This window comes from Pseudomonas sp. RA_35y_Pfl2_P32 (genome assembly GCF_963970735.1).
Classification (GTDB): domain Bacteria; phylum Pseudomonadota; class Gammaproteobacteria; order Pseudomonadales; family Pseudomonadaceae; genus Aquipseudomonas.
The window spans coordinates 181,132-205,986 of record NZ_CAXAQF010000004.1 but is presented as its reverse complement, the minus strand read 5'-3'; the positions used below and the strand labels follow the sequence as shown (position 1 = coordinate 205,986).

21 protein-coding genes are annotated in these 24,855 nt (G+C 62.4%); 12 read left to right on the top strand and 9 right to left on the bottom strand.

The features are described 5' to 3' along the window. Positions 1–14 precede the first annotated feature (14 nt). Complete coding sequence (gene cysS, locus AACY45_RS05875; RefSeq protein ID WP_339544579.1) at positions 15–1,397, top strand: cysteine--tRNA ligase; 1,383 nt, start codon at positions 15–17, stop codon at positions 1,395–1,397. Between the two features lie 175 nt (positions 1,398–1,572). Here cysS and AACY45_RS05870 read toward each other — a convergent pair whose 3' ends face one another. Next, positions 1,573–3,399, bottom strand: coding sequence for a sigma-54-dependent Fis family transcriptional regulator (locus AACY45_RS05870; protein WP_339544644.1), 1,827 nt, complete (start codon positions 3,397–3,399; stop codon positions 1,573–1,575). Between the two features lie 404 nt (positions 3,400–3,803). Between AACY45_RS05870 and AACY45_RS05865 the strand changes: the two genes are divergently transcribed. The 8 genes from AACY45_RS05865 (at position 3,804) to AACY45_RS05830 (ending at position 11,497) form a co-directional block, all read left to right on the top strand. Further along, the gene (locus tag AACY45_RS05865) at positions 3,804–4,898 is read left to right on the top strand and encodes an ABC transporter ATP-binding protein (protein WP_339544578.1); all 1,095 of its coding nucleotides are present in this window, start codon (positions 3,804–3,806) and stop codon (positions 4,896–4,898) included. Continuing rightward, positions 4,898–6,013 (top strand): ABC transporter ATP-binding protein, encoded by a 1,116-nt coding sequence (locus tag AACY45_RS05860; RefSeq protein WP_339544577.1) that lies wholly within the window; start codon positions 4,898–4,900, stop codon positions 6,011–6,013. Before AACY45_RS05865 ends, AACY45_RS05860 begins: the two co-directional genes overlap by 1 nt. Beyond that, positions 6,010–6,876, top strand: a complete 867-nt coding sequence (locus AACY45_RS05855) for a carbohydrate ABC transporter permease (RefSeq protein ID WP_320332591.1) — start codon at positions 6,010–6,012, stop codon at positions 6,874–6,876. The genes AACY45_RS05860 and AACY45_RS05855 overlap by 4 nt, the downstream gene beginning before the upstream one ends. Positions 6,877–6,884: 8 nt before the next feature. Further along, on the top strand, positions 6,885–7,685 hold the full coding sequence (locus AACY45_RS05850) for a carbohydrate ABC transporter permease (protein WP_339544576.1): 801 nt from the start codon (positions 6,885–6,887) through the stop codon (positions 7,683–7,685). A 10-nt stretch (positions 7,686–7,695) separates the two neighbouring features. After that, positions 7,696–7,968: a DUF2160 domain-containing protein gene (locus AACY45_RS05845; RefSeq protein ID WP_339544575.1), complete on the top strand. Its 273-nt coding sequence runs from the start codon at positions 7,696–7,698 to the stop codon at positions 7,966–7,968. A gap of 44 nt (positions 7,969–8,012) precedes the next feature. Next, entirely contained in the window at positions 8,013–9,755 is a 1,743-nt protein-coding gene (locus tag AACY45_RS05840) for an ABC transporter substrate-binding protein (RefSeq protein WP_339544574.1), read from the top strand. 215 nt (positions 9,756–9,970) lie between these two features. Further along, the gene (locus tag AACY45_RS05835) at positions 9,971–10,930 is read left to right on the top strand and encodes a tRNA dihydrouridine synthase (RefSeq protein ID WP_166591450.1); all 960 of its coding nucleotides are present in this window, start codon (positions 9,971–9,973) and stop codon (positions 10,928–10,930) included. A 120-nt stretch (positions 10,931–11,050) separates the two neighbouring features. Continuing rightward, positions 11,051–11,497, top strand: coding sequence for an Hsp20 family protein (locus AACY45_RS05830; protein ID WP_339544573.1), 447 nt, complete (start codon positions 11,051–11,053; stop codon positions 11,495–11,497). Positions 11,498–11,564: 67 nt separating this feature from the next. Here the strand turns inward: AACY45_RS05830 and AACY45_RS05825 are convergent, their stop codons facing one another. The 8 genes from AACY45_RS05825 to AACY45_RS05790 all read right to left on the bottom strand — a co-directional run bounded on the left by AACY45_RS05825 (position 11,565) and on the right by AACY45_RS05790 (position 21,764). Beyond that, on the bottom strand, positions 11,565–12,497 hold the full coding sequence (locus AACY45_RS05825; protein ID WP_339544572.1) for a phosphatidate cytidylyltransferase: 933 nt from the start codon (positions 12,495–12,497) through the stop codon (positions 11,565–11,567). A gap of 1 nt (position 12,498) precedes the next feature. Then, entirely contained in the window at positions 12,499–13,119 is a 621-nt protein-coding gene (locus AACY45_RS05820) for a lysophospholipid acyltransferase family protein (protein WP_339544571.1), read from the bottom strand. Positions 13,120–13,128: 9 nt separating this feature from the next. Beyond that, positions 13,129–13,584 (bottom strand): hypothetical protein, encoded by a 456-nt coding sequence (locus AACY45_RS05815; protein WP_339544570.1) that lies wholly within the window; start codon positions 13,582–13,584, stop codon positions 13,129–13,131. Then, a complete protein-coding gene (locus tag AACY45_RS05810; RefSeq protein WP_339544569.1) occupies positions 13,574–14,917 on the bottom strand; it encodes a phosphatase PAP2/dual specificity phosphatase family protein in 1,344 nt (447 codons plus the stop codon). Before AACY45_RS05810 ends, AACY45_RS05815 begins: the two co-directional genes overlap by 11 nt. Continuing rightward, on the bottom strand, positions 14,914–16,671 hold the full coding sequence (locus AACY45_RS05805) for a bifunctional alpha/beta hydrolase/class I SAM-dependent methyltransferase (protein WP_339544568.1): 1,758 nt from the start codon (positions 16,669–16,671) through the stop codon (positions 14,914–14,916). Before AACY45_RS05805 ends, AACY45_RS05810 begins: the two co-directional genes overlap by 4 nt. Before the next feature lie 10 nt (positions 16,672–16,681). Then, entirely contained in the window at positions 16,682–17,305 is a 624-nt protein-coding gene (locus AACY45_RS05800) for a CDP-alcohol phosphatidyltransferase family protein (protein WP_339544567.1), read from the bottom strand. A 209-nt stretch (positions 17,306–17,514) separates the two neighbouring features. Beyond that, a complete protein-coding gene (locus AACY45_RS05795) occupies positions 17,515–20,805 on the bottom strand; it encodes a PAS domain S-box protein (protein ID WP_339544566.1) in 3,291 nt (1,096 codons plus the stop codon). 68 nt (positions 20,806–20,873) lie between these two features. After that, entirely contained in the window at positions 20,874–21,764 is an 891-nt protein-coding gene (locus tag AACY45_RS05790; protein ID WP_339544565.1) for a LysR family transcriptional regulator, read from the bottom strand. Positions 21,765–21,912: 148 nt separating this feature from the next. On the opposite strand from AACY45_RS05790, the gene leuC reads away from it, so the two are divergent. From leuC to AACY45_RS05775, 3 genes are all read left to right on the top strand, one after another. Then, positions 21,913–23,331 carry a 3-isopropylmalate dehydratase large subunit gene (leuC, locus tag AACY45_RS05785; RefSeq protein ID WP_339544564.1) on the top strand — a complete coding sequence of 473 codons (1,419 nt, stop codon included), beginning with the start codon at positions 21,913–21,915 and terminating at the stop codon, positions 23,329–23,331. A gap of 11 nt (positions 23,332–23,342) precedes the next feature. Next, complete coding sequence (leuD, locus tag AACY45_RS05780; RefSeq protein ID WP_339544563.1) at positions 23,343–23,987, top strand: 3-isopropylmalate dehydratase small subunit; 645 nt, start codon at positions 23,343–23,345, stop codon at positions 23,985–23,987. Positions 23,988–24,070: 83 nt separating this feature from the next. Beyond that, positions 24,071–24,838 carry a class I SAM-dependent methyltransferase gene (locus AACY45_RS05775; protein ID WP_339544562.1) on the top strand — a complete coding sequence of 256 codons (768 nt, stop codon included), beginning with the start codon at positions 24,071–24,073 and terminating at the stop codon, positions 24,836–24,838. The last annotated feature ends 17 nt before the right edge of the window (positions 24,839–24,855 follow it).

The following is a 24,855-nucleotide window of genomic DNA, read 5'->3' as shown; positions in this document are numbered from 1 at the left end:
GTCAAGGAACTAAAGTGCTAACGATCTACAACACGCTCACCAAGAGCAAAGAAGTGTTCAAACCGCTGGATGGCAATAATGTGCGCATGTACGTCTGCGGGATGACCGTGTACGACTACTGCCACATTGGCCACGGCCGTAGCATGGTCGCGTTCGACCTGGTGACCCGCTGGTTGCGGTTCAGCGGTTATAACCTGACGTATGTACGCAATATCACCGACATTGAAGACAAGATCATCAATCGGGCCAAAGAGAACGGCGAGCCGTTCGACGTGCTCACCGAGCGCATGATCACTGCGATGCACGAGGACGAGGCGCGCCTCAATATTCTCAAGCCGGACATGGAGCCGCGGGCCACCGATCACATCGCTGGCATGCAGAGCATGATCCAGACCCTGATCGACAAGGGTTACGCCTACGCCCCGGGCAACGGCGACGTGTACTACCGCGTCGCCAAGTTCATGGGCTACGGCAAGCTGTCGCGCAAAAAGATTGAAGACCTGCGCATTGGCGCGCGGATCGAAGTCGACGAGTCGAAACAGGACCCGCTGGACTTCGTGCTGTGGAAAGGCGCCAAGCCGGGCGAGCCAAGCTGGCCTTCGCCGTGGGGCGACGGGCGCCCGGGCTGGCACATCGAGTGCTCGGTGATGTCCACCTGCTGCCTGGGCGAGACCTTCGACATCCATGGTGGCGGCAGCGACCTGGAGTTCCCGCACCACGAGAACGAAATCGCCCAGAGCGAAGCGGCCACCGGCAAGACCTACGCCAACGCGTGGATGCATTGCGGCATGATCCGCATCAATGGCGAGAAGATGTCCAAGTCCTTGAACAACTTCTTCACCATCCGAGACGTGCTGGAAAAGTACCACCCGGAAGTCGTGCGTTACCTGCTGGTGTCGAGCCACTACCGCAGCGCCATCAACTACTCGGAAGACAACCTCAAGGACGCCAAGGGCGCCCTGGAGCGTTTCTACCACGCGTTGAAAGGCCTGCCGAAGGTGGCGCCGTCCGGTGGCGAAGCCTTTGTCGAGCGTTTCACCCAGGTGATGAACGACGACTTCGGCACACCGGAAGCCTGCGCGGTGCTGTTCGAGATGGTGCGCGAGATCAACCGCCTGCGTGAGAGCGATCTCGAAGCGGCGGCCGGTCTGGCGGCGCGCCTCAAAGAGCTGGCCAGCGTGCTGGGTGTGTTGCAGCTTGAAGCTGATGACTTCCTGCAGGCGGGCGCTGAAGGGCGGGTCGATGCGGCTGAAGTCGACGGCTTGATTGCCGCGCGCCTGGCGGCGCGTGCCGCTAAAGACTGGGCCGAATCCGACCGCATCCGCGACCAGCTCACCGCCATGGGCGTGGTGCTGGAAGACGGCAAGGGCGGTACGACCTGGCGTCTGGCTGACTGAGTGCTGCACGGCTAAAAACAAAACCCGCCTAGTGCGGGTTTTTGTTTATGGGGCGGAGCAAGCTCGCTCCCCCAGGTTCTGTGGCATGTGCAGATTCTGTGTTCGACTCGGACACGGTGGGAGCGAGCTTGCTTGCGATGGTCTCAAGTCGAGCACCGCCAAAGCGGATCACTGATCATTCAGTCTGGCGCAACCGCTTGTAGAGGGTGTTACGACTCACCCCCAACCGCCGCGCCAAATGCGAAATATTCCCCCCGGCCGCCTGCAACTGCCGATTCAAATCCTCGGCATCATTCAGGTCCACCGCCAACGTTTGCGGCGTCTCGACCGGTTCCATCTCCAGGTCGACAAAAAAATCATCCGGCAAATGCTCCGGCCGCACCGGCTGGTCTTCGGCCATGGCCAGGGCCACCTGGATCACGCTGCTGACCTGGCGCAAGTTTCCCGGCCACGGATGGCGGCTGAACAATGTCACCACTTCGGGGCTCAAACCGGCCCACTGCGACGGTTCACGGTGCTGCTCCCAGAGGCGTTTGAACAGCGCCTGCTTGTCGCTGCGCTCGCGCAGCGGCGGCAGTTCCAGGGTCAGGCCGCCGATGCGGTAAAACAAATCCTCGCGAAAGCGCCCCAGTTGCACCTGCTCGCGCAACGAACGGTTGGTGGCCGAGAGGATGCGGATATCCACCGCGAACAGTTCACTGCTGCCCACCGGCTGCACGCAACGCTCCTGCAGCACGCGCAGCAACCGGGCCTGGGTCGGCAGCGGCATGTCGCCGATTTCGTCGAGAAACAAAGTGCCTTTGTCGGCCTTGCGAATCAGGCCAATGCTGCCTTTCTGATTGGCGCCGGTGAAGGCGCCTTTCTCATAGCCAAACAGCTCGGATTCCACCAGTTCGGCGGGGATCGCCGCGCAGTTGACGGCGATAAACGCCTGTTTGCTGCGGGAGCTCGCCTGGTGCAGGGCCTTGACGAAGACTTCCTTGCCCACCCCGGTTTCGCCGTGAATCAACAGGGGAATGTCTTTTTCCAGCAGGCGCTCGGCCTGGCGCACGGCCTTTTCCACACGACTGTCGCCAAAGTGCAGGGTGCCGAGGCTAATGGGGGCGGGGAGGGGAGCTGGGGCAAATACCCGGGCCTGCACCGGGCGTTGCAACGGTCGCTTGAGCAGGCAATGGAAGCGGTTGCGTCCGGCCGCCTGCAGGGCGAAGGGCAGGCCGTCGGGTTGGTTGAGCAGCTCCAGCAATGAGACCTTGAACAGGCTGTCGATGTTGACCCGTGACAAGCTGATGCCCAACAGGTTGTCCGCCCGTCGGTTGGCCGAGAGCACCTGGCCGCTTTCATCAAAAATCAGCAGGCCGGCCCATTGGCTGTCGAGGTTGTTCAGGCCGGTGTTGAACACCAACTGGAAGTGCTCACCCTTGAACAGATTGAGGATCAGCCGGTTTTCCACGGTCTGGCTCATCATCTTGACCATGCCCAGGGTGTGGTCCGGCGGCAGGTAGCTGTCGCTGGACACATCGAGCACGGCGATCAGCCGCCGCTGCGCATCGAAAATCGGCGCCGCCGAGCCAGTCATGAAGCGGTTGGCTTTGAGAAAATGCTCATCGTGGGCGATGTGTACGGCCTGCTCGCAGGCCAGCGCGGTACCGATGGCGTTGGTGCCGCTGGATTGCTCACGCCAACTGGCGCCGGCATTGAAGCCGCGGCTCAGGCTTGGCTCGATAAAACGCTGGGTACCCCAGGAGGTCAGCACCTGGCCCTGGTTGTCGGCCAGCATGATCAGGCAGTTGGAGTTGCTGAGGATGTTCTCGTAGTAAGGCAGCACTTCCTGGTGGGTGGTTTGCACCAGGGAGTGCTGGCTTTCCAGCAGGCGCGCGATGTCGGCGGCAGGGAGCTGGTCGAAGGCCGGGGGGCTTTGATGCTGCAGGCCGAAGGCGCGACAGCGGCGCCAGGAGTCCTGGATGATGGCGTCGTGGGGCAAGGGCGAGGCAGGCGCGGGCATGGCGGGCAGTCTCTGGGCAAGCATTTATTGTTCTTGTTTTGGGCGAACGCGATCTGTGTAGCAGCTGTCGAGCCTACGAGGCGGCGTTCGGCTGCGCAGCAGCCGTAAATCCTATCGATCACGTCAATCTGACACTGCGCGGAGCCTGATTTCACCACAGCTTCGCCAGCGGCTACGGAGGTCAAGGTAGGTGAGTCATCGATTGAGTGTTGTTCACAATTGTTCAAAGTCAAACCCGCAACTGTTCAATTGTCCTGCCGATGTTGTTCATTTCTGTTCAGCGGCGAACCTGCCGGGTTCATCCTTTTCGTGAAATCCAAGGCAGATCAAACGCTTGGAATTTCTGGCACGAATGTCGCTCTGTCACCTCGGTCGCTTGACTCCAATAAGAAAAAGGCCGAGCCATGTCATTAACGCTGGAGCACGTCAGCCGCACCGTCGAGGGCCAGGTCTGGATCGATGATGCCAGCCTGCGTTTCGAACCCGGGTCCTTCAACGTCCTGCTGGGCCGCACCCTGTCGGGCAAGACCAGCCTGATGCGGCTGATGGCCGGTCTCGACAAGCCGGACAGCGGGCGCATCCTGATGGACGGGGTCGATGTCACCCAGCGCCCCGTGCGCCTGCGCAATGTATCGATGGTCTATCAGCAGTTCATCAACTACCCGACCATGACCGTGTTCGAGAACATCGCCTCGCCCTTGCGCCAGGCCGGGGTCTCGGCGGAGCTGATCCAGAGCAAGGTGCACGAGACCGCGCAGATGCTGCGCATCGACAAGTTCCTCAAGCGTTATCCGCTGGAACTGTCCGGCGGCCAGCAGCAGCGCACCGCCATGGCCCGGGCGCTGGTCAAGGATGCCGAACTCATCCTGTTCGACGAGCCCCTGGTCAACCTCGACTACAAGCTGCGCGAAGAACTGCGCCAGGAAATGCGCGAGCTGTTCCAGGCGCGCCATACCATCGCCATCTACGCCACCACTGAACCCAACGAAGCGCTGGCCCTGGGCGGCACTACCACCATCCTGCACGAGGGCCGGGTGATCCAGAGCGGCAAGACGGCCGAGGTCTATCACCAGCCGCAGACCGTGCTGGCCGCCGAACTGTTCTCCGAGCCACCGATCAACCTGATGCCGGGGCGAATCGCCGGCAACGAAGTCAGCTTCGCCAATTTTGTGCACTTCCCGCTGAACGTCGACCTGCGCCCGGTGGGTGAGGGCGAGTTCCGCTTTGGCGTGCGCCCCAGCCATATCTCCCTGGTGCCGAGCAATGACGACGACCTGGAACTGGCGGTGACCGTCGAGGTGGCGGAAATCAGCGGTTCGGAAACCTTCCTGCATGTGCGCAACGAGCACTTCCTGCTGGTGCTGCACTTGCCCGGGGTCCACGAGTACGACGTCGATGCGCCGATCCGCATCTACATCCCGACCCACAAACTGTTTGTCTTCGATGGCCAGGGGCGCTTGCTGCAGGCGCCCGGCCGGCGTGTCGCGAGGGTTGCCTGATGGCCGAAATTCACTTGCACAACCTCGCCCATAGCTACACCCGCACCCCGGCGGGGCCCGAGGACTACGCGATCCGCGAGATGAACCATGTCTGGGAGCAGGGCGGGGCCTACGCCTTGCTCGGACCGTCCGGCTGCGGCAAGTCGACCCTGCTCAACATCATTTCCGGCCTGCTCAGCCCCTCCGAAGGCCAGGTGCTGTTCGACAACAAGGTGGTCAACCAACTGACCCCCGAAAAGCGCAACATCGCCCAGGTTTTCCAGTTTCCGGTGGTCTACGACACCATGACGGTGTTCGACAACCTGGCCTTCCCGCTGCGCAACCAGGGCATGGCCGAGGCCCGGGTACACAGCAAGGTCCAGGAAATCGCCGAGGTCCTCGACCTGCAGGCACTGCTGGGGAAAAAGGCGCGCAACCTCAGCGCCGACGAAAAACAGAAAGTCTCCATGGGCCGTGGGCTGGTGCGCGACGACGTGTCGGCGATCCTGTTCGACGAGCCACTGACGGTGATCGACCCGCACATGAAGTGGAAGCTGCGGCGCAAGCTCAAGCAGATTCACGAGCAGTTCAACATCACCATGGTCTATGTCACCCACGATCAACTCGAGGCCTCGACCTTCGCCGACAAGATCGCGGTGATGTACGGCGGGCAGATCGTCCAGTTCGGCACCCCGCGCGAGCTGTTCGAGCGGCCGAGCCACACCTTCGTCGGTTATTTCATCGGCAGCCCGGGGATGAACCTGATCGAGGTCAGCCCACGTCCCGGCGGCGTGGGTTTCGCGGACATTGACTTGCCGTTGTCCGAAGGCCTGCAGCAGCGCATTGCCGAGGTAGCCGGCAAGTCGCTGAAGGTCGGCATCCGCCCGGAGTTCGTGCATGTCTGGGACGAACCCTTCGATGAGGCGATGCAAGCGACGGTGGTGCACGTCGAAGACCTGGGCACCTACAAGATCATGACCCTGGAACTGGGCGGCGTGCCGCTCAAAGTGCGCCTGGCCGAAGACAAGCCGGTGCCCCAGGGCACCGCCTTTATCAGCTTTCCGGCCCAGTGGCTGATGGTCTATGCCGATGACTATCTGCTGCCCATGCACGCCAGCAACGAGGGGCAACCATGAACAAGGTGCAGAACAACAAGGCCTGGTGGCTGGTACTGCCGGTGTTCCTGCTGGTGGCGTTCAGTGCGGTGATCCCGATGATGACCGTGGTCAACTATTCGGTGCAGGACATCTTCGACCAGTCCAGCCGCTACTTTGTCGGGGCCGACTGGTACAAGCAGGTGCTGCTGGACCCACGGCTGCATGACTCGCTGCTGCGCCAGTTCATCTATTCGGCCTGCGTGCTGCTGATCGAGATCCCCCTGGGCATCGGCATCGCCCTGACCATGCCGACCAAGGGCCGCTGGTCGTCGCTGGTGTTGATCATCCTGGCCATTCCGCTGCTGATTCCGTGGAACGTGGTCGGCACCATCTGGCAGATTTTCGGCCGCGCCGACATCGGCCTGCTGGGCTCGACCCTCAACGCCATGGGCATCAGCTACAACTACGCGGCCAACACCATGGACGCCTGGGTGACGGTGCTGGTGATGGACGTCTGGCATTGGACCTCGCTGGTGGCCTTGTTGTGTTTCTCCGGGTTGCGGGCGATCCCGGATGTCTACTACCAGGCCGCCCGGATCGACCGGGCCTCCAGTTGGGCGGTGTTTCGCCACATCCAGTTGCCCAAGCTCAAGAGCGTGCTGTTGATCGCGGTGATGCTGCGGTTCATGGACAGCTTCATGATCTACACCGAGCCGTTCGTGCTCACCGGGGGCGGGCCGGGCAACGCCACGACCTTCCTCAGCCAGACCTTGACCCAGATGGCGATCGGCCAGTTCGACCTGGGGCCGGCGGCGGCCTTCTCCCTGGTGTACTTCCTGATCATCCTGCTGGTGTCCTGGCTGTTCTACACCGCCATGACCCACTCCGACGCCAACCGCTGAGGCCCGACATGAGCAAGACCAAGCTGCTGCCTCTGTTGCTCTACATCCTGTTCCTGCTGGTGCCGATCTACTGGTTGCTGAACATGTCGTTCAAGAGCAACACGGAAATCCTCGGTGGCCTGACCCTGTTTCCCCAGGACTTCACCCTGGCCAACTACAAAGCGATCTTCACCGACCCGAGCTGGTACACCGGCTACCTCAATTCGTTGTATTACGTGAGCCTGAACACGGTGATTTCCCTGAGCGTGGCGCTGCCAGCGGCCTACGCGTTCTCCCGTTATCGGTTCCTCGGCGACAAGCACCTGTTCTTCTGGCTGCTGACCAACCGCATGGCCCCGCCAGCGGTGTTCCTGTTGCCGTTCTTCCAGCTCTATTCGTCGATCGGCCTGTTCGACACCCACATCGCGGTGGCCCTGGCCCACTGCCTGTTCAACGTGCCGCTGGCGGTGTGGATCCTGGAAGGGTTCATGTCCGGAGTACCGAAGGAAATCGACGAAACTGCCTACATCGACGGCTACAGTTTCCCCAAGTTCTTCGTCAAGATTTTCATCCCGCTGATCGGTTCGGGCATCGGTGTGACGGCGTTCTTCTGCTTCATGTTTTCCTGGGTCGAGCTGCTGCTGGCGCGCACCCTGACCTCGGTCAATGCCAAGCCGATCGCCGCGGTGATGACCCGCACCGTGTCGGCCTCGGGGATCGATTGGGGCGTGCTGGCGGCGGCCGGGGTACTGACGATCCTGCCGGGCATGCTGGTGATCTGGTTCGTGCGCAACCATGTGGCCAAGGGCTTTGCCCTGGGCCGAGTGTGAGGAGCTGATGATGGAGTGGATGAACTGGACCCCGCCGACCGCGCTCTTCTTCGGTGCCATCGCCTTGCTGCTGGTAGGCATGACCACCTGGGAGCTGCGTTCGCCGAGCATCGCCCGGCGCGGCTTTTTACCGATCAGCACCACCCGTGGTGATCGGCTGTTTATCGGTCTTCTCGGCAGCGCCTACCTGCATTTGCTGGTAATTGGCGCTACCGGCTGGAGCATCTGGGTGGCCACCGGCCTGTCCCTGGTGTGGCTGTTGGTGGTGATGCGTTGGGGCTAGCCGACAATCGGCAATCGTGCTCCGAAACCTAAACAGGAGGTCTTATGTTCGAGAAAAACAATAAGCTGCGACATAGCATTTCAGTGGCAGCCATGCTGGCACTCAGCGGGTTGAGCGCTGTGGCCTGGGCCGATGCCTATGAAGACGCCGCGAAAAAATGGATTGGCAGCGAGTTCAAGCCTTCGACCCTCACGGCCGAGCAACAGCTGGAAGAGCTGAAGTGGTTTATCAAGGCCTCCGAGCCGTTTCGCGGCATGAAGATCAACGTGGTCTCGGAAACCATCGCCACCCACGAGTACGAGTCCAAGGTGCTGGCCAAGGCCTTCAACGAAATCACCGGGATCAAGCTGACCCACGACCTGCTGCAGGAAGGCGACGTGGTGGAAAAACTGCAGACCCAGATGCAGTCGGACAAAAACATCTATGACGGCTGGGTCAACGACTCGGACCTGATCGGCACGCATTTTCGCTACGGCAAGACCGAATCGATCACCGACCTGATGGCCAATGAAGGCAAGGACTACACCTCGCCGACCCTCGATCTCAAGGACTTCATCGGTCTTTCCTTCACCACTGCACCGGACGGCAAGATCTACCAACTGCCCGACCAGCAGTTCGCCAACCTGTACTGGTTCCGCGCCGACTGGTTCGAGCGAGCGGACCTGAAGGCCAAATTCAAGGAAAAATACGGCTACGAGCTGGGCGTGCCGGTGAACTGGTCGGCCTATGAGGACATCGCCAAGTTCTTCACCGAAGACGTCAAGGAGATCGACGGCAAGCGGGTGTATGGGCACATGGACTACGGCAAGAAGGACCCGTCCCTGGGCTGGCGGTTCACCGATGCCTGGTTCTCCATGGCCGGTGGGGGCGACAAGGGCCTGCCCAACGGCTTGCCGGTGGATGAGTGGGGCATTCGCGTCGAGGATTGCCACCCGGTCGGTTCCAGCGTGACCCGCGGTGGCGATACCAACGGCCCGGCGGCGGTATTCGCGACACAGAAATATGTCGACTGGATGAAGGCCTACGCGCCACCCGAAGCGGCCGGCATGACCTTCTCCGAATCCGGGCCGGTGCCTTCCCAGGGCAACATCGCCCAGCAGATCTTCTGGTACACCGCCTTCACCGCCGACATGACCAAGCCGGGTCTGGCGGTGATGAACGCCGACGGCACGCCGAAATGGCGGATGGCGCCATCACCCCGCGGACCGTATTGGGAGGAGGGCATGAAGCTGGGCTATCAGGACGTGGGGTCCTGGACGTTCATGAAGTCGACGCCGGAGAAACAGAAACTGGCGGCCTGGCTCTATGCCCAATTCGTCACCTCGAAAACCGTGTCGCTGAAAAAAACCATCGTCGGCCTGACGCCGATTCGTGAGTCGGACATCAACTCCCAGGCCATGACCGACCTGGCGCCCAAGCTCGGTGGCCTGGTGGAGTTCTACCGCAGCCCGGCCCGCGTGCAATGGACCCCGACCGGGACCAACGTGCCGGACTATCCGCGCCTGGCCCAGCTGTGGTGGAGCCACATTGCCGAAGCCGCCAGCGGCGAGAAAACCCCACAACAGGCCCTCGACGGCCTGGCCAAGGACCAGGACGCCATCATGGCCCGGCTCGAACGCTCCAAGGTCCAACCGGTCTGCGGCCCGAAAATGAACCCGGAACGCGACGCGCAATACTGGTTCGACCAACCGGGTGCGCCTAAACCGAAACTGGCCAATGAGAAACCCAAGGGCGAGACCGTGAGCTACGCCGAACTGCTGAAGTCGTGGGAGGCGGCGCGTAAGTAAGTGTGGGGGAAATGGCCCGCCGGGCCTTTGTGGGAGCGAGCTTGCTCGCTCCCACATGTGGTCGTATCGCCCTGGCGGGTCGGTGTTGCACCCTTATGTGTTTTTTTTGCATTCGATCCACTGTCTTTGCTGCCCGTGGAACCGTCCACCGGTACGGCATGCCCTGATCGGCGAAACCGGCTAAACTGCCGCACGATTTTTGTTGAGTGTTTTCCATGCAAATTGCCTTGGCGCCCATGGAGGGGTTGGTCGACAACATCCTGCGGGACGTGCTGACCCGGGTGGGCGGTATCGATTGGTGCGTGACCGAGTTCATCCGGATCAACGATCAACTGCTCACCCCTGCCTATTTCCATAAGTTCGGTCCTGAATTGCTCAACGGTGCCAAGACCGCTGCCGGCGTGCCGTTGCGGGTGCAGTTGCTCGGTTCCGACCCGGTGTGCCTGGCGGAAAACGCGGCGCTGGCCTGTGAGCTGGGCTCGCAGGTGATCGACCTGAACTTCGGTTGCCCGGCCAAGACCGTCAACAAGTCCCGTGGCGGTGCGGTGTTGCTCAAGGAGCCGGAGTTGCTCAACCAGATCGTCGAGCATGTGCGGCGTGCCGTTCCGGCGCACATCCCGGTGACCGCCAAGATGCGCCTGGGTTTTGATAGCCCGGACGGTTCGCTGGTGTGTGCCACGGCGCTGGCCGAAGGGGGCGCGGAGCACATCGTGGTGCATGCGCGGACCAAGATGGACGGCTACAAGCCGCCGGCGCATTGGGAGTGGATCCCGCGGGTGCAGGAGGTGGTCAAGGTGCCGGTGTTCGCCAATGGCGATATCTGGAGCGTCGACGACTGGCGCCGATGCCGCGAGATCAGCGGTGTGGAAGACATCATGTTGGGTCGCGGCCTGGTATCGCGTCCGGACCTGGCGCGTCAGATTGCAGCCGCCCGGGCGGGCGAAGAGGTGGTCGAGATGACCTGGGCCGAGCTGTTGCCGTTGATCCAGGCGTTCTGGCTGCAGGCCAAGGCGCAGATGACGGCGCGCCAATCGCCGGGTCGCCTGAAGCAATGGCTGGCGATGTTGACCCGCAATTACCCCGAGGCGGTGGAGCTGTTTACCCTCATGCGCCGGGAGACGGAGCTGGACCAGGTTTCGCGTTTGCTGGGTTTGCAGGTTGCTGAAGCGGCCTGAAACAATCTGCAGAAAACCTCTTGAAATGCAATCGGCGGTCCCTATCTAAGGGTTACGCGATGCCGAATTCGGGTCGCGGAGATAAAAAACCTTGCTGATTGTTTTCAGGAGATTTGAACCATGAGTACCGCATTTTCCCTGGCTCCACTGTTCCGTTCTTCCGTGGGTTTCGATCGTTTCAACGATCTGTTCGAGACTGCGCTGCGCAACGAGCCTGGCAGCAGCTACCCACCCTACAACGTTGAAAAACACGGTGATGACCAGTACCGCATCGTCGTGGCGGCAGCCGGCTTCCAGGAAGAAGACCTGGAACTGCAAGTCGAAAAAGGCGTGTTGACCATCAGTGGTGGCAAACGCGACAGCAATGACGGCGTGACCTTCCTGCACCAGGGCATCGCCCAGCGCGCGTTCAAACTGTCGTTCCGCCTGGCCGATCACATCGAGATCAAGGCCGCGGACCTGCGCAATGGCCTGCTGAGCATCGACCTGCTGCGCATCGTGCCAGAAGAGGCGAAAGCCAAACGCATCCCGATCAACGGCGAGCAAAAACCTGCACTGCAGCACTGAGTCACCGCAATAAAAGAAGGGCGCCCATGGCGCCCTTCTTTATTCGTTGTTGTAGGAGCCGCCGGGCTCACGTCCAGCCATAGCGCACCAGATGAAAGAAGATCGGCGCGGCGAAACACACCGAGTCCAGGCGATCGAGCATGCCGCCATGGCCTTCGATCATGTGCCCCCAATCCTTGACGCCGCGGTCGCGCTTGATCGCTGACATCACGATGCCACCGGCAAACCCCAGCAGGTTGATCAGCAGGGCGATCAGGAACGATTGCCAAACATTGAATGGGGTAATCCAGCACAACGCGGCCCCAATCACGGAAGCCAGGACGATACCGCCGACAAAACCTTCGACAGTCTTGGACGGGGACAGGTTGGGCGCGATCTTGTGTTTGCCAAACAGTTTGCCGCAAACGTACTGCAGCACATCCGACATCTGCACCACGATCACCAGGTAGGCGATCAGCAGCAGGTTGCGCCCCTCATAACCGCCAATGTCCAGGGTCAGCAGGGCCGGTACGTGAGACACGCAGAACACCGCGATCATCAGCCCCCACTGGACCTTGGAGGCGCGCTCGAGAAAGTGCGTGCTGTCCCCGCCCAATGACGCGAGGATCGGCAGCAACAGGAAGACGTAGACCGGAATGAAGATCGAGAACAGTCCGTACCAGTCGAAGTAAATCAGCAAGTACTGCAGCGGCAGCGCCAGGTAGAAGGCCGCCACCAGGGCCGGGTAGTCGCTGCGCCGGGTCGGGGTGAGGGTCATGAACTCGCGCAGGGCGTAGAAGGATACGGCGTAGAACAGCAGGATGACCGCACTGGTGCCGAGCCAGAAAGCGATGCCGATCACTGCCACCATCACCCACCAGGCGTTGATCCGCGCGTTGAGGTTATCGATCACCGGGTCAGGCGTGCCGCGCTTGCGCAGCTTGAGGGTCCAGCCGATCAGTGAGGCGAGCAGCAGGAAAGCGCCAATCCCGCCAAACAGCATCAGGGTTTGTCTATCCATGTCAGGCCAGCTCCTCAGCCAGGTCCAGCAGCGCGGCACGGCTGCGCTTTAGAAATTGCTCTTTGCTTTCATCGGCCTCGAGGGTGAGCGCCGCGCCAAAACGGGTGGTGCATAACAACGGCAGCGGCAGGAAACGGCCCTTGGGCATGACGCGGTTGAGGTTGGCGATCCATACCGGGATCAGTTCGACCTCGGGATGTGCTTTGGCCAGGTGATAGATCCCGCTTTTGAATGGCAGCAGGCCCTCCTCGAGGTTGCGGGTGCCTTCGGGGAAGATGATCAGTGAGTCGCCGTTGGCCAAGGCGTCGAGCATGGGCAGCAAGGGGTTGTCCGTCGGCTCCTTGCGCTCGCGGTCGACCAGCACGCCGTTGAATACCCGGTTGATGATGTAGCGGCGCAGCGGGGTGGTTTGCCAGTAATCGGCGCCCGCCACGGGTCGGGTCATGTTGCGCAGGGCCGGTGGCAGCGAGGCCCAGAGCAGCACGAAGTCGCCATGACTGCTGTGGTTGGCGAAGTAGATGCGCTGCACCGCCTGTGGCGCGCAACCGAGCCACAGGCTGCGGGCGCCGGTGATGGTGCGTGCCGCGGAGGTGATGAGGGTGGCAACCAAGGGTTCGAGCATGGCAACTCCTTATCCAGCAAAGGCCAGCCAGGGGCTGGCCAGAATGAAGCCCAGTGTCAGCAGCACTTGCGCCGCCACCAGCAGGGCCTGGCGCCGTAGCAGGTTGAGGGCGCCGCCCGTACGTTCGCTCCACAGGCGGCCGCCCCGTTCGGCAGGTTGCAGGCCGAGGGCGGCGAGGGCGTGATCCAGGGCCTCGGTGCGCAAGGTCAGGGCTTGATTGCCGTCGGCCACGCGCTGGAACAGCTCTGCATCGAACGCCACCCGCAGTGCCCAGTATTTTTGCACCAGGCCCAGCACCAGCAAGGCGGCGCCGCACAGCACCGCCCCTACGCCGGGGCCGGCCAACAGATACTGGCTCAAGCCCAGCAAGGCACCCACCAGCGTGAGGCCGGTGGACAGTTGATCCAGGGACGCCCCGCGGCGCAGCAGGCTGGCGGTCGTGTGCAGTTCCATGTCAGTGGTCATGGGCAGGCTCCGTACTTAAGCACAAGGGTGTCAGGGCGACTCGGTGGGCCTGGCGCAGGACGATGCCCGGGCGTGCCTGTTGCAGTCGCGCGATTGCTTGATCGAGGGTGGCAGCCCTGCCACTGTGCAACAGCCACGCGGCCACCGCAGTAGCGCTGCGTGAATAACCAAGGGCGCAACAGACCAGCAGCGGACCGTGTTGGCGCAGGTGTTCGATGGCGTGCGCGGCTTCCAGGCATTGCGCAGTGGTGGGGGCGGTCAGGTCGAGCACGGGCAGTGAGCGGTAGGCCAGGTTTCCCGGGTCCAGCGACAATTCGGCACACAGGTCGAGCACCGCCTTGAACGGGCTGTCCTGCAGTTCCCGGCGAGTTGGAATCCGCCCCAGCCACAGTCCATCGAGCACCCGGTCGGGCTGCGGATGGCGGCGCGTCCACCCCCGTGAGTTGAGCCAGGCCGCAGCCAGATAGGGCGCCAGCAACCAGCGTGCGGCCCAGCTCAGGCGCCCATCGCTGCGTTTCTGAAAACCACTGGCGTCCAGCACCGCGTAATTCAGCGCGACCAGCAGCAAGGACAGCGCCGGCCAGAGCAACCACAACCCGCCACCACCGATACGCCAGGCCAGGAGGCACACGACCCCGGCGCCTGCCAGGTACCCCAGGCTCAGTTTCCAGCGTTTGCTGTCGCGGGCCAATCGGGCACTGTACAGCGGACTCGGGCGATCCAGCGGCCACAGCCAGACACACAGCCAGCCGAGCAGGGCACCCGTGGGCAAATCGATGAAGTGATGCTGGTAGGTGGTCAGCACCGACACCCCGATCAGGCCGAACCAGATATGCATTAACCCGCGCCAGAGGCCCGGTAGATGTCGCTGATAGCAGGTCCACAACACCACCAGCAGGGCAATGTGCAGGGAGGGGGCCTGATTGAACGGTTTGTCGAAGCCGGCCAGGACCTCGAACAGCCAGCCGAAAACCCCATCGAGTACGGGGCGTTCGAAGGTGAAGCGTAAGGGCCAGAGCAGAAAACAACTGACCGCGATCACTTGCGCAGTCAGCAGGCGCAGCGCATGGCGCTTGAGCGCCTGGCGAGTGTCGGGGAGCAGCAGCGACAGGCCATACAGCAGGTCGATCGACCAATAGGGCACGATGGTCCACGCCCAGAACGGCATGTGGCTTTCCCACTCGAACACCAGGCTGCCAACGTCGGCGCGCTGGGTGGTGACCCAGGTGGCAAACCCGTAGGTGGCAAAAAACAACGGTGCCAACACCAGGAGCCAGAGTACCGCGGCCTTTAGCATGCCGGGCTCACGCTGCCCGGTGCTGGCGTGGCTCATGCCTGCACACGTTGGGCGAGGGCGACGCTGAAGATGCCCCATTCATCGACCCGCTGGGTGATTTTGCGAAAACCGGCAGCCGCCACCAACTGGTCCATCTCCGCCTGGCTGCGCCGGCGCATGACCCAGGCCTGGCCTTCCCGGTGGCTGGTCAGGGCACGGGCAATCAGCTCCAGCTGCGGGTGCCAGGGTTGGCCGGTGTAGACCAGGTAACCGCCGGGTGGTACTGCGTCCGCCAGGCCCGCGAGGGAGTCGCCGACCCTCTGGTTGTCGGCGAACAGTTCGTACAGGCCGGACACCACGGCGAGGGTCGGTTGCGGGTCGAGGGCCGCCAGGTCGGCGCGGTCGAAGGCATCGCCCTTGACGAAGCAGGCGATGTTTTCCAGGCCCTTCTCGCGGATCAATGCACCGCCGTCGCGCACATTGATGTCGCTGTAGTCACGCAACACGATTGACTCGGGAAGCGGCGCAACGCCCTGCAAGGCTTCGAGAATGTAGCGTCCGTGACCGGCGGCGATGTCGACGATCCGTACCGCGCTGCCTTGCTCGCGTAGCTGTGCGATAGCCAGGCGCAGCAGTTCCTCGACATGCAGCTTGCGCTGGCGAATGCCGCGCCAGCCGATCGAGTCCAGGTAGTTGCGGTCGATCATGCGTCCGATTGCGGAGGTGCCGGTGGGGGTGTTGCGGTAGACGTAGTCCAGGGTGCTGCCGGAGTCGAAACCGGTGTCGAAACCCAGCTTGACCCCGCTCGACAGTCGACTGCCCAGGCGCATGCTGGCGCGGGTCATGCGCCAGTACCGGTCGCGCAGGGAGTTGTGCGGCAAGGGCGCGGCCAGGGCTTCCGATTCGGCGCAGGTCAGGCCCAGGCGGTCGGCGGCCAGCAGCGAGGGGCGTTCGAGCGGTTGTTGGAAGTTCTGCACAATGAAGCGCCGGGCGCTGGCGACGGCGATACCGCGACGCTGCTCGCCGAGGGTGTCGTGGAAGAAGCCTGGCAGGATGTGTTTTTCCTTGTGCAGGCTGCCCAGGCGCTCGAAGAACTGCTCTTGCGGTCGGCGATGCACCACGAAGTCGGCACCGGAGATCAGCAGCTGGGTGGGTACCTGAATGGCCTGGGCATCGGCGACCACTCGCTCGGCGGCGTCATACAGGCCCAGCAGTACATTCACTGAAATGGCTTTGGTGATCAGCGGGTCGCTGTCGTAGGACGCCACCCGTTCCGGGTCATGGCTGAGAAAGCGCGCCTTGACGTAGCTGTTGACGAAAAAGTTACCGCGAAACCGTCGCATCAGGGCCAGCCCCTGACGGGCGAACGGTACGTAGAGCTTCACGTTGAACGCCGGCGACGCCAACACCAGTGCGCGGATGTTGGGGGCGTAGTCGTGGACCCAGGTCGCGACGATCACCGCGCCGACGCTCTGGGCAATCACGGCCATGTTCGACTCGGCAATCTGGTAGCTCGTTTGCAGGTGATCGCAGAACGTCTGCACGTCGCGCACGCTGGTCGCGAAGCTCGGGCTGTCGCCACGCTCGCCCGGGGACAGCCCGTGGCCCCGTGAATCCCAGGCAAAAAAATCAAATTCAGGCAGGTCCAGTTCGTTCACCAGATGGGCGATGCGCCCGGAATGTTCGTGGCCCCGGTGGAACAGCAGCACGGCGTTGCGCGGTGCGCCCGGGGCCGGGGTGCCTGGCCAGTAGCGATAGAACAGTTGCACGCCGTCGTGGGTGGTGAATGTCTGGTGCTGGGCTTGGCGCATGACGACTTCCTTAGGCTGGAGGGGTGTTTTCCTGGACTTCCTTGAGACCCTGGCGGACCCGGTTGACCAGGGTGCAGGCCAGCAGGACTGCGATCAGCGCGAACACGCCGTTGATCCACGGGGCGCTGGCCCAGCCCAGTGCGATAACCATGGCCAGAAGCCCCAGCACCAAGGCCCGGTCACTCTTGCCCATCGGCCCGTCATAACGGCGCGATGCACCGATCATCGGGCCCAATACACCACTGTATTCACTGAACACCGCAAGCAGGGTCACCAGCAGCACCAGCAGCAGGCTGACGTCGGCAAGCAGGGCGAAGGGCAGAATCAGGGCGCAGTCGGCGACCACGTCGCACAACTCATTGAGATAGGCCCCCAGGTGTGATTGCTGGTTGAACTCGCGGGCGAGCATGCCGTCGATGGCGTTGAGGGCCATGCGCAGCAGCATCCACAGGGGAACCAGGGCGAACACCCAGGCATGCTGGGCAAAAGCGCCGATCGCGACCCCCATCAACACCGAACCGAGGCCTGCCAGCAGGGTGATCTGATTGGCCGTGGTGCCGTTATCGAACAGACGCCGGACCAGCGGTCGCAAGCAGTTCTGAAACGCAGGTTTGATCTGGTAGAGGCTGGGCACGGTATCGAGTCTCGGCGAGGGGGCGTGCGGCTGGGTAATGCCGGCGGAAAACATGAGGTGTGAGTGTAGATGGCTTCTGGCTTCTGGCAGGGGGGGCCAAGCTAACCGTGCGGTGCCGAGGAAAAAATAGGATATGTCTGAATTGTAAGTAGGTTCGCGCCTCGTTCGGGTATCGATGTAGCGCCTGGCGCAAGCCAAACTGCCGCCCGTTACTGCAGCAACAACTCAAACTCCTCCACCGGCAACGGCCGGCTATGCAGGTAGCCCTGGTACAAGTGGCAGCCCAGCCCCTGCAAAAACTCAAGCTGTTCCGGGGTTTCCACGCCCTCGGCGATGACTTCCAGTTCCAGGCTGCGGGCCATGGCGACGATGGCGCGGATGATTTCGGCGTCGTTGGGGTCGCTGGTGGCGTCGCGGATGAACGATTGGTCGATTTTCAGGGTGTCCACCGGCAGGCGCTTGAGGTAAGTCAGCGATGAGTAGCCGGTGCCGAAGTCGTCCATGGCAAAGCTGACGCCGAGTTTTTTCAGGCGACGCATTTTGCTGATGGTGTCTTCCAGGTTCTGGATCACGATGCCTTCGGTAATTTCCAGTTTCAGCAGCGAACAGGGCAGGCCGTGGCTGCTGAGGCTGCGCTCGATGCGTTCGACGAAATCGACCTGGCGGAACTGCCGTGGGCTGATGTTCACGCACAGGCTGAAGGTGTGCGGGTCGACCTTGCCCTGGGTGATCAGTTGCTTGAAGGCCAGGCAGGCTTCATCGAGGATCCAGGTGCCGACTTCGAGGATCAGTCCGCTGTCTTCCAGCACCTTGATGAACTCGGTGGGCGACTGGGCGCCCAATTGCGGGTGGTTCCAGCGCACCAGCGCTTCGGCGCCGACAATGCGGTTGCCGCGGGCGTCGACCTGGGGTTGGTAGTGCACCCGGAATTCACCCCGGGACAGGGCCAGGCGCAGGTCGGTTTCCATGCGCAAGCGCTCGCTGGCGGCCTTCTGCATGGTGTTGTGGTACATCTGCGTGGTGTTGCGCCCCGAGTCCTTGGCCCGATACAGGGCAATGTCTGCGCGCTTGAGCAGGTCGGTGGGGGTGGAGCCATGGTCGGGAATCAGGGCCACGCCGATGCTGGGGGTGACCTGCAGGCGGTGACCGTCGAGGAACATCGGCTCCGACAGCAGTTCGCGCAGGGTGTCGGCCAGATCCCGCACCTGGTCGCTGACTTCATTGCGCGTGCCTTCCAGGCCGCTGAGCAGGACCACGAACTCGTCACCGCCCAGGCGCGCCACGGTGTCTTCCATGCGCACGCTGGCTTCCAGGCGTGCGGTGATGATCTTCAGCACCGTATCGCCCACCGGGTGACCCAGGGAGTCGTTGATGTGCTTGAAGTGGTCGAGGTCCAGGAACAGCAGTGCGCCGCGCAGGTTGTGGCGCTTGAGCAGGGCGATCTGCTGGCTCAGGCGGTCCATTAACAGGGCGCGGTTGGGCAGGTTGGTCAGGGAGTCGTGGTAGGCCAGGTGGCGGATCTGCGCTTCGGCGTTCTTCAGCAGGCTGACGTCCCGCGCGGTCAATAGCAGGCAGTCGGTTTCGTTGAGGGTGATGGGTTCCACCGAGACTTCGACGGTGAGCAACTGCCCGCTCTTGTTGCGCCCGAGCATTTCCAGGTGGTGGACCCGGCCCTTGAGTTGCAACTCCGCCAGCAGCATCGAGCGCTGTTTTTCTTCGGCCCAGATGCCCACCTGGTACACGGTCTTGCCGACCACCTCCTCGGCGCGGTAGCCGGTCAGGCGGCAGAAACCGTCGTTGACCTCCAGGTAACGCCCGGTGTCGCGTTCGGTGATGGTGATGGCGTCGGGGCTGGAGTGGAACGCCTTGGCGAATTTCTCTTCACTGGCCTTGAGCGCGGCCTCCGAGCGCTGTTGCTGGGTAATGTCGCGCAGGGTGGTGACGATGCACGGTTGCTCGCCAACGCTGATCTGCCGGCTGGAAATCACGCAGGTCAGGGGCTGGCCGTCCTTGTGCTGGACCCTGATCGCCACATTGTTCAGGCCCTGTTCGCGGATCACCTGTTCGATCCGTCGCAGGCTTTGCGCCGAGGCATCCCACAGGCCGATGTCGTCGGCGCGGCGGCCGATCACGTCGGCGGCGGTCCAGCCGAAGGTCTGGGTGAAGCTGTTGTTGATTTCGATGAACTGGCCGCTGTCCTGGCGGGTCACGCAGATCGGGTCCGGGCTGACCTGGAACAGGGTGGCGAACTTCTCTTCGGAGGCCACCAGGCGCTGCTCGCGCTCCACCTGGTCGGTGATGTCCAGCAAGGTTCCGGCCATGCGCAAGGGCTGGCCGTTTTCGTCGCGGTACAGGCGCGCGCGGCTTTCCAGGTAGCGCGAGCTGCCATCGGCCAACTGCACCCGGTAAGTCAGCTGATAGTTGCCGGCCGGACCTTCACGCAGGCTGCGGTAGGCGTCGCGCATGCTGTCGCGTTCTTCGCCGGGCACCCCTTCGAAAAACGCCTCGAAGGATTCATGAAAGGGGATCGGTTCCAGCCCGTGCAGTTGGGCGGCCCGCGCCGAGCCATAGAGCATGCCGCTGGGGATGTGCCAGTCCCAGGTGCCCAGTTGGGCGGAGTCCAGGGCCAGGTCCAGGCGCTCCTGGCTGTCCTTGAGGGCGTCTTCGGCGATTTTGCGTTCGGTGGTGTCGAGAAAGGTGCTCAGCAGGTAGGGCTGGCCTTCGAGTTCGACCTTCTGGGCGCTGAGGATGCCGTCATGGATCTGCCCGTTGCTGGCACGAAATTGCACTTCCATGCTCACCAGCTCGCCCTTGGCCTTGGTCGCCTTGACCAGCTTGGCCCGTTGCTCGGGGTGTACCCACAACCCCAGTTCCAGGGTGGTACGACCAATGGCGTCCTGCACCGGCCAGCCGAACAGGCTTTCGAAATACTGGTTGGCCTCGGTGATCAGGCCGTCTTCCTGGCGGGTCAGCAGGACCATGTTGGGGCACAGGTGAAACAGTGTGGCGAAGCGTTTTTCCGAGCTGCTCAGGGCCTGTTCGCGCTGGCGCTGATGGGTGGTCTCGCGGATCACCCCGATCATCCGGGGCCGGCCCTGTTTGTCCGGCAGCAGGCTGCCGCTGATTTCCAGCCAGTGCAGGCTGCCATCCGGCCAGCGGATGCGGTGGTGCATCACTTGTTCCAGGGGCGCGCCGGCGATGACCGCGTTGAACGCACGCAGGGTCTTGGCCCGGTCCTCGGGGGGCAGCAGGTCGAGGTATTCGAGGTCTGCCGGCAAGGGTTGCCGGGGGTCGAAACCGAACAATGCCTGGGTGCCCCGGGACCAACTGATCAGCCCGCGCTCGATGTCCCAATACCAGGCACCCAGGCGCGCACCGTTGAGGGCGGCCAGTAACTGCGGAGCGCTTTCCCAGCTTTGCTCCGACGTGTGGGGGTCAAGCGCCTGGATACGCGGCATCAGTGGCGTAGGTGGACGAGGGCGGTCAACAGATTTGGGCATTGGCAACAGGCCTTGGGCTGATAGGGGCGTTAGGCACGGGTTTTGCGGCTCTATAGGAGTAGCACAAGTTAGCCATCAGTCCCTGGCAAATCGATCTGTGCGTCCAGCAAAGCCATGAAGGCGCGCGCAGCATTCGACAACGTCCTTTCGGTGTGCACGATATAGCCTAGCTGGCGTGTGAGTTGTATGCCCGGCAATGGGATGCGCGCCACCTGCTCGTCGAGCATGGTGCGCGGCAGGACACTCCAGGCCAGGCCGATGGACACCATCATCTTGATGGTTTCCAGGTAATTGGTGCTCATGGCGATGTTGGGCGTCAATCCCTGGGCCTCGAACAGGCGCTGGACGATGTGATGGGTGAAGGTGTTGCCGCCGGGGAATACCGCCGGATGCAAGGCGATATCGACCAGGCTGACCGCGCCGTTGCTGATCAGCGAATGCTCGGGGGCCACCACGAAATCCAGCGGGTCGTCCCAGACCGGGGTGGCCTTGACCAGGGTGTGGGGTTCCGGGGCCAGGGTAATCACCGCCAGTTCGGCACGGCCGTGAAGAATTTCCTCATAGGCCACTTCCGAGTCGAGGAACTGGATGTCCAGTGCCACCTCGGGGTATTGGCGGGTGAACGCCCTTAATAACGGTGGCAAGCGATGCAGGCCGATGTGGTGACTGGTGGCCAGGGTCAGGCGACCGGTGACCTCGCCTGTCAGGTTGGTCAGGGCGCGGCGGGTGTCATCCAGCACGTTGAGGATCTGGTAGGCCCGTGGCAGCAGGGCGCGCCCGGCCTCGGTCAGGCCCACTTCACGGCCCAGGCGATCGAACAGGCGGACCTTGAGCTGCTGCTCCAGCCCGGCGATGCGTTTGCTGATGGCCGGCTGGGTCAGGTGCAGGCGTTCACCGGCCCCGGAGAAGCTGCCGGTCTCGGCAATGGCGATAAAGGCATTGAGGTTGGCCAAGTCCATGTTCGTATTCCAGTTGGTTATCCAAAGCATAAAAAATATGAATTTGAGTTATTTAATGTAACCCCATAGGATCGACCTCACAAGCCAAGGGGTTATTGAGTCGCTCAAGGCCCAGGGCATAGAAACAAGCTGATGAGGAAAACGTCTGATGGCCGGCAAAACGCTCTACGACAAGCTCTGGGATTCGCATTTGGTCAAGCAGCGCGACGATGGTTCGGCGCTGATCTATATCGATCGTCACATCATTCACGAAGTGACCTCGCCGCAAGCCTTTGAAGGCCTGCGTCTGGCCGGGCGCAAGCCTTGGCGCATCGATGCCAATATCGCGACTCCGGACCACAACGTACCGACCACCCCGGAGCGCAAGGGCGGCATCGACGCCATTGTCGACCAGGTCTCGCGTTTGCAGGTTCAGACCCTCGACGATAACTGTGATGAGTACGGCATCGTCGAATTCAAGATGAACGACGTGCGCCAGGGCATCGTCCACGTCATCGGCCCGGAGCAGGGCGCCACCTTGCCGGGCATGACCGTGGTCTGCGGCGACTCCCACACCTCGACCCACGGCGCCTTTGGTGCCCTGGCCCACGGCATCGGCACCTCCGAGGTCGAGCACGTGCTCGCTACCCAGTGCCTGGTCGCCAAGAAAATGAAGAACATGCTGGTGTCCGTCGAAGGCACCTTGCCGTTTGGCGTGACCGCCAAGGACATCGTGCTCGCCGTGATCGGCAAGATCGGCACCGCGGGCGGCAATGGCCATGCGATCGAATTCGCCGGTAGCGCGATTCGCGAGTTGTCGGTCGAAGGCCGCATGACCATCTGCAACATGTCCATCGAAGCCGGTGCCCGTGTGGGCCTGGTAGCCGCCGACGAAAAAACCGTGGCCTACGTCAAGGGCCGTCCATTCGCCCCGAAAGGCGCGGAATGGGACTTGGCGGTCGAAGCCTGGAAAGACCTGGTTTCCGATCAAGACGCCCGGTTCGACACCATCGTCGAACTCGACGCGAGCCAGATCAAGCCACAAGTCAGCTGGGGCACGTCGCCCGAGATGGTCTTGGCGGTAGACCAGAACGTGCCGGACCCGGCCAAGGAAATGGACCTGGTCAAGCGTGACTCCATCGTCCGCGCCTTGAAGTACATGGGTTTGACCGCCAACCAGGCGATCACCGACATTCAGCTGGACCGGGTGTTCATTGGCTCCTGCACCAACTCGCGAATCGAAGATTTGCGCGCCGCAGCCGTGATCGCCAAGGGCCGCAAAGTGGCCTCGACCATCAAGCAAGCCATCGTGGTCCCGGGTTCGGGCCTGGTGAAGGCCCAGGCGGAGTCGGAAGGCCTGGACAAGATTTTCCTCGAGGCCGGTTTCGAGTGGCGTGAACCAGGTTGCTCGATGTGCCTGGCGATGAACCCGGACCGTTTGGAAAGTGGCGAGCATTGCGCCTCCACCTCCAACCGCAACTTCGAAGGCCGTCAGGGCGCCGGTGGTCGTACTCACCTGGTAAGCCCGGCGATGGCCGCCGCCGCCGCTGTCAACGGCCGTTTCATTGACGTCCGCGAATTGATCTGAAGGAGCGCAGCATGAAAGCTTTTACCCAGCACACTGGTCTTGTCGCGCCTCTGGATCGTGCCAACGTGGACACCGACCAGATCATTCCCAAGCAGTTCTTGAAGTCGATCAAACGCACCGGTTTTGGTCCGAACCTGTTCGACGAGTGGCGCTACCTCGATGTCGGGCAGCCGTACCAGGACAACTCCAAGCGTCCGCTGAACAAGGACTTCGTGCTCAACGCCGAGCGTTACCAGGGCGCCAGCGTGTTGCTGGCCCGTGAGAACTTCGGTTGCGGCTCGAGCCGCGAGCATGCGCCGTGGGCCCTGGAAGAGTACGGTTTTCGCAGCATCATCGCGCCGAGCTACGCCGACATCTTCTTCAACAACAGCTTCAAGAACGGCTTGCTGCCGATCATCTTGAGCGACGCTGAAGTCGACGAACTGTTCGCACAGGTGGAAAGCACGCCAGGCTATCAGTTGCAGGTCGACCTGCAGGCCCAGACCGTGACCCGTCCCGACGGCAAGGTGCTGAACTTCGAGATCGACGCCTTTCGCAAGCACTGCCTGCTCAACGGCCTGGATGACATCGGTCTGACCTTGCAGGACCACGAGGCGATTGCCACGTTTGAGGCCAAGCACCGGGCGAGCCAGCCGTGGTTGTTTCGCGACGCGTGATTGATACGAGGTTCAGGTAGGTAGTGCTGCCCTCATCGCGGGCAGAACAGACACCCCAAGACTCACCTTAAAAGGAAGTCCCCATGACCAGCAGCACCCAGCACATTCAAGTCGTACAAAAGCAATTCGGTGAGCAGGCTGCGGCCTACCTGAGCAGCGCCGTACACGCCCAGGGCACTGAGTTTGCGCTGCTCCAGGCCGAAGTGGCGGGGCGCGCTGATGCGCGGGTGCTGGACCTGGGCTGCGGCGCTGGGCATGTGAGTTTCCATGTGGCCCCGCTGGTCAAGGAGGTGGTGGCCTACGACCTGTCGCAGCAGATGCTCGATGTGGTCGCCGGTGCCGCGGTTGAACGTGGCTTGAGCAACGTATCGACAGTCCTGGGTGCCGCCGAGCGGTTGCCGTTCGCCGATGGCGAATTCGACTTCGTCTTCAGCCGTTACTCGGCGCACCATTGGAGCGATCTCGGCCTGGCCCTGCGCGAAGTGCGTCGGGTCTTGAAGCCGGGCGGGGTGGCGGCGTTCATTGATGTCTTGTCGCCGGGTAGCCCGTTGTTCGACACTTACCTGCAGAGCGTCGAAGTGCTGCGCGACACCAGCCATGTGCGTGATTATTCTGCCGGCGAGTGGTTGCGCCAGATCAGTGAGGCGGGGCTGTTTGCCCGTACCACCAGCCGTCAGCGCCTGCGCCTGGAGTACAGCTCCTGGGTCGAACGCATGCGTACCCCTGAAGTGATGCGCGGGGCGATCCGCGAGCTGCAACAGGCGATGGGCAGCGAAGTGCGCGAGTATTTCCAGATCGAAGCCGATGGTTCGTTCAGCACCGACGTGCTGGTGTTGATGGCCGAACGCTAGAATTTTTCCGGGCGTGC